Below are 6,000 nucleotides of genomic sequence, written 5' to 3' on the forward strand. Positions count from 1 at the left end.
TTTTTATGTCAAATAGCATTTTACAAGCACTCACTTTGCTGAAGTCAAAAAAATGGGTCGATTTGACGCATAGCTTCGATAAAGATTCTCCACACTTTTTTATGCTTAATGCAGCCGAATTTAAAACACTGTTTGATTATAAAGATGGCTTTTTTGTTCAACAATTTTCTTTTCCCGGCCAATACGGGACTCACATTGACGCTCCCTGCCATTTTGTCCCTAATGCTCGTTGTCTTGATGAATTGGAATTAAAAGAACTCGTTTTACCTTTAATCGTGCTTGATCAATCAGAAAGAGCAAAGCAAGATCCTAACTTTTCACTTTCTAAAGAAGATATTCTTAAATTCGAAGAAGAACATGGAATCATTGAAGCAGGAACTTTCGTCGCGCTCAGGACTGATTGGAGTAAACGCTGGTCATCTCAGGAAGCAATGGATAATAAAGATGATTGTGGCAATAACCAAATACCCGGATGGGGAATGGATGCCCTCAAATTTTTATTTGAAGAACGTCATATTAAATCTATTGGGCATGAAACATTTGATACTGATTCCGCTAAAGATTTTAGAAAGAATAATGCGTTGTTGGGCGAAGATTATGTCTTAAAGCAAGATACTTATCAGATAGAACTTTTGGCTAATTTGGACCAAGTACCTGCACGTGGCGCAGTCATTTTTAATATCGTGGCTAAACCTAAAAAAGCCTCTGGTTTCCCGGTTCGTTCGTTTGCCATACTCCCATAACTGCTCCCTTCCCTTATGCCGTATATCCATTACGGCATTATATACCCGTTATCTTTCAAGTTGCCTCGGGTATAGCCACGATCATGATTTTTCGAGGAAACACATTTTTTATCCTCGTAACTTGGCACAAAGCAACAGTAAAGTGGTATGTCATGTGTTGAATATGGTATAAAACCCGCCGTTTCTTCTTATGAACCATTTTGCAGAGGGTATTGTTTGCTACAATAATACCTATTCTCGTTCGTCATTTAAGGTAACCAGGTGAATATTCAGGCGATTCTTTCAGAAAAAGTCAGCCAAGCGCTGATTGCAGCAGGAGCTCCAACCGACAGCGAAGCTCATATCCGCCAATCCGCGAAAGCGCAATTTGGCGATTATCAGGCCAATGGCGTGATGGCCGCCGCGAAAAAAGTGGGTATCCCCCCCCGACAATTGGCAGAAAAAGTTGTTAGCCTGCTAGATCTGCAAGGTATTGCCAGTAAAGTTGAAATCGCAGGCCCCGGTTTTATCAATATTTTTCTCGATAAAGCGTGGATTGCATCGAATATCGAAACTGCACTGAAAGATGAAAAACTGGGCGTTACTCCAGCCAAACCACAAACTATTATTGTCGATTACTCCGCCCCCAATGTAGCGAAACAGATGCACGTTGGTCATCTGCGCTCCACTATTATTGGTGATGCCGCCGTCCGTACACTCGAATTCCTCGGTCATAAGGTTATCCGCGCTAACCATGTCGGCGATTGGGGAACCCAGTTCGGTATGCTGATTGCTTATCTGGAAAAAGTGCAGAATGAAAATGCCAGCGATATGGCGTTGTCCGATCTGGAAGCTTTTTATCGCGAAGCGAAAAAGAATTACGATGAAGACGAAGAGTTTGCCATCCGCGCCCGTGGCTATGTAGTGAAGCTGCAAGGCGGTGATGAATATTGCCGTACCATGTGGCGCAAGCTAGTAGATATCACGATGGCACAAAATCAGCAAACCTATGATCGTCTGAATGTCACACTGACTAAAGACTCTGTCATGGGTGAAAGTCTGTACAACGATCTACTTCCCGGTATTGTCGCTGACCTGAAACAGAAAGGGCTGGCAGTGGAAAGCGATGGCGCAACCGTGGTTTACCTTGATGAGTATAAAAACAAAGAAGGTGAACCAATGGGCGTTATTATCCAAAAGAAAGATGGGGGTTATCTTTACACCACAACGGATATCGCCTGTGCAAAATACCGTTATGAAACCCTGCACGCTGACCGCGTTCTTTACTACATTGACTCCCGTCAACATCAACATTTGATGCAAGCCTGGACTATCGTCCGTAAAGCAGGTTATGTACCCGAATCCGTGTCACTGGAACACCATATGTTCGGCATGATGTTGGGTAAAGATGGCAAACCATTTAAAACTCGCGCCGGCGGTACTGTCAGATTGACCGATCTATTGGATGAAGCCATTGAACGGGCCAATACCCTTATCCGTGAAAAGAACCCGGATATGCCAGAAGATGAACTGAAAAAAGTGGTTGAGGCTGTCGGTATCGGCGCCGTGAAATATGCTGATCTCTCCAAGAGCCGCACCACAGATTACATCTTCGATTGGGATAATATGCTCGCTTTTGAAGGCAATACTGCACCTTATATGCAATATGCTTACACCCGTGTTGCTTCCATCTTTAAGCGTGCCGAAATTGATGAAAACAGCCTGACATTACCAGTTATCCTAAATGAAGAGCGTGAACAAACATTAGCCACCCGCTTGTTACAATTTGAAGAGACTATCACCACCGTCGCCCGTGAAGGCACGCCGCATGTTATGTGTGCTTACCTGTACGATCTAGCCGGTCTATTCTCTGGTTTCTATGAACACTGCCAGATCCTCAATGCGGAAAGCGAAGAGTTGCGTCAAAGCCGCCTGAAATTGGCTCTACTGACCGCTAAGACTTTGAAGCAAGGTCTGAATACTTTAGGCATTGAGACGGTAGAACGGATGTAACCGGATAATCATTACTTGCTTGAAAAATTGGCGTGATAAGGATATCTCCCTATCACGCCTGTTAAGATCTTTTTATCTCTGGTATTCAATTCTAGCAAGAAATGTATCCCAGCAATTTCCAATCATTAAAACTCTGCCTAAATCGGAATAACTGCTGGAACACCTGAATTTATTGAAAACTGCGGTGGGCAAAATCTTTTAGCCGAAACCCCATCAGCATCAGCGCAGCAAAATAACTACCTGCCCCGGCGATAACCACCACCATTAATCGCGACAGGCGCATAGCCATATTTCCCTGCTCCCATGCGGGCATTAACCACAAAGTAACCGCCAATACTAAAATCATTACGGCAATTGCTATAACCAGTTTAAATAAGAACATGCCCCAACCCGCTAACGGCTTAAAAATATTTTTCTTACGTAATTGCCAGTAAAGCAGACTAGCATTGAAACAAGATGCCAGACCGATAGACAGGGCCAATCCAGCATGTTTTAGTGGTCCAATAAAGGCAAGATTCATTAGTTGAGTCAGAATCAAAGTGGCAATCGCAATTTTCACCGGAGTTTTAATATCGCGACGAGAATAAAAACCCGGCGCCAGTACTTTAACAATAATTAGCCCCATCAGACCAAAACAGTAAGCAATCAGCGCTTTTTGGGTCATTACCGCATCAAAGGCAGTAAAATTACCGTACTGAAACAGAGAAACTGTTAAAGGTTCCGCCAATATACCTAACGCAACCGCACAAGGCAGCGCTAACAAAAAACAGAGCCGCAGTCCCCAATCCATTAATTTGGTGTACTCCTCATGATTTCCGCTGGAAAAACTTTTCGCCAGTGAAGGTAAAAGAATGGTCCCAAGCGCAACCCCCAATACACCAGAAGGTAATTCCATTAAACGGTCAGCGTAATACATCCAAGAGACAGAACCGGACACCAGAAATGAGGCGAAAATCGTATTAATAATTAATGAAATCTGGCTGACTGACACCCCAAGAAGTGCTGGCCCCATCTGCCGCATAACCCGCCATACGCCGCTGTCACGGAAAGAAATACGCGGTAACACCAGCATGCCAATCTTTTTTAAATGAGGAAGCTGATATAAGAGCTGTAAAATCCCGCCTACAACCACCGCCCAACCCAATGCCATCACCGGCGGATTACAATAAGGGGCGACAAACAACGCGAACACAATCATGCTGATATTAAGTAACGTCGGAGCGAAGGCAGGAACAGAAAATCGATTCCAAGTATTTAATATCGCGCCTACCAACGAGGCCAGTGATATCAGAAAAATATAAGGGAAAGTAATTCTTAACAGGTTTGTTGTCAGAGTAAATTTATCGGCGGTATCGGTAAAACCGGGGGCAGTAACATAAATCACCCACGGCGCCGCTAAAACTCCCAGCACGGTAACAATTGCCAGAATTAACGTCAGCATACCAGAAACATAAGCAATAAATGTCCGAGTCGCTTCATCCCCTTGCTGGTTCTTATATTCTGCCAAAATAGGCACAAATGCCTGAGAAAAGGCCCCTTCTGCAAAAATACGACGCAGTAAATTAGGTAGTTTAAATGCAACAAAAAAGGCGTCCGCTGCAACACCAGCCCCAAATATGCGGGCAATAATGGCATCGCGGATAAAACCCAAGACCCGAGAGAACATGGTCATAGAGCTAACCGCAGCCAGCGATTTCAATAAATTCATCGTATTTATCTCAACATCATGTTAGTTGATTTCTGAACTGCCTGTAAAGCAGTGCAAAAAAGTACCAGTTTATGCAATCTTAACCCAGATTTCTAAGCTGCCTGTACGGCAGCGCACTGTTAGATATTAACTTTAACCTACTGATGGTTAAAGCATATATTGATAAAACAATAAAAAAAGCTTTTTTAGGAGAAATAATATTTCTTTATAATCAATAGATTATTATTCAACACAAAATTATGTACAGACTCAAATCATATAATTATCTATTTTTACTCACTCTTTATTTATCTATTTTTTCAATTCAATTGCCATTACCCAGAAAATATAAAATCGAAGTTGGCATTTATTAAATGACCCAATCAGAATAATACCTATCTTTATAGATTAAAGAAACCATTCAAATTATTTTTATGATAATTAGGAAATAATAATAAAATGTCCAATGAATTATTTAAAGGAATACAGATATATTTAATTACGAAATAACGATATTGCACTTATTATGTAAATCCACTACTCATCATAATTCCAAAAACAATAATCTCTTAACTGTTATTTACCATAAGAAAAAGCAAAATAGAGTTAAAAAGCCCTTTCATAAAATGAGAGGGCTTATTGTCATATACCTACCAGATTGTCCAACCGAGTATTTTGACTTAACCTAACGGTGTTACCTGTTTATTAGGGTCTAATATCTTATTAGGGTCCACCGGCTTATTAGGGTCTAACATCAGAATAATTGTATTTGTTACTTGATTCTGCGATGACCCAGCATTCACTGGTTTCTGAGGCACTTCAGCACTCACGGGTTTCTGAGGTAACTGGGCATTTACTAATTTTGGATGCAACGTATACATCCCGCCATTAAATGGATCAACTAAGAGCCAACCAATTAAACTACCGAATATAAAATTACCCCCAATGTACCAACCGTTGGCGTTCGCCTTAATTGGTAACGTTACAGACTCAGAATTCTCTTTAGTAAAAGTAACCAGATAGTCTTTTTTACCAAAATAACTTCCATCAGACTTTTCTAAAATTACGTCTTGAGGCGTTTTCCCTTGAGCAACAACCCTACCTAACTCATCTTTGATAGAGAATGTGGACCCTGATGGATTACTATCAACCTGAATATGCTGGGTTTTATCACCCATAATCGTAGCGCAACCGCTAGTAAACATTACAGTAGCCAAAGACAAGGCAGCAATATTATTCATGGCTAATTATTCACTTTGCTAACAAAAGCGGCGAGTATACATAAATTCATGCTTATGCACTAGAAATCCTTAGTTTTTATAAGCTGCCTGTACGGCAGTGAACTGCCCGGAGGCGCTTTATGAATTCTGTCATCTTTTCTAAGCTGCCTGTACGGCAGTGAACAGTCTGCTATGATAGAAGATAAGAGAATAGAATTTCTAAGCTGCCTGTACGGCAGTGAACTGTTACATATTAACTTTAACCTGCTGACAGTTAAAGCATATATACCCAATAAACTTCAAAATGCAGTTTTTAGCACCTGAAAATGGTCGTTAATTCTGGACGTCAGCGAGTCCG

General features: G+C 41.5%; 3 protein-coding genes and 1 pseudogene. 2 read left to right on the forward strand and 2 right to left on the reverse strand.

Annotation, left to right across the window (positions count from 1 at the left end; all coding sequences use genetic code 11):
• The first annotated feature begins 5 nt into the window (after positions 1-5).
• Both V2H77_RS05690 and argS read left to right on the forward strand, forming a co-directional pair.
• The gene (locus V2H77_RS05690; protein WP_265381273.1) at positions 6-743 is read left to right on the forward strand and encodes a cyclase family protein; all 738 of its coding nucleotides are present in this window, start codon (positions 6-8) and stop codon (positions 741-743) included.
• A gap of 261 nt (positions 744-1,004) precedes the next feature.
• Entirely contained in the window at positions 1,005-2,735 is a 1,731-nt protein-coding gene (gene argS / locus V2H77_RS05695) for an arginine--tRNA ligase (protein ID WP_341498041.1), read from the forward strand.
• 169 nt (positions 2,736-2,904) lie between these two features.
• Here the strand turns inward: argS and murJ are convergent, their stop codons facing one another.
• The gene (murJ, locus tag V2H77_RS05700) at positions 2,905-4,443 is read right to left on the reverse strand and encodes a murein biosynthesis integral membrane protein MurJ (RefSeq protein ID WP_341498042.1); all 1,539 of its coding nucleotides are present in this window, start codon (positions 4,441-4,443) and stop codon (positions 2,905-2,907) included.
• A gap of 821 nt (positions 4,444-5,264) precedes the next feature.
• Positions 5,265-5,663: pseudogene (locus tag V2H77_RS05705) on the reverse strand (hypothetical protein); the annotation flags it as partial.
• Positions 5,664-6,000 lie beyond the last annotated feature (337 nt).

The sequence above is a fragment of the Photorhabdus sp. P32 genome (assembly GCF_038085095.1).
Lineage (GTDB): Bacteria > Pseudomonadota > Gammaproteobacteria > Enterobacterales > Enterobacteriaceae > Photorhabdus > Photorhabdus luminescens.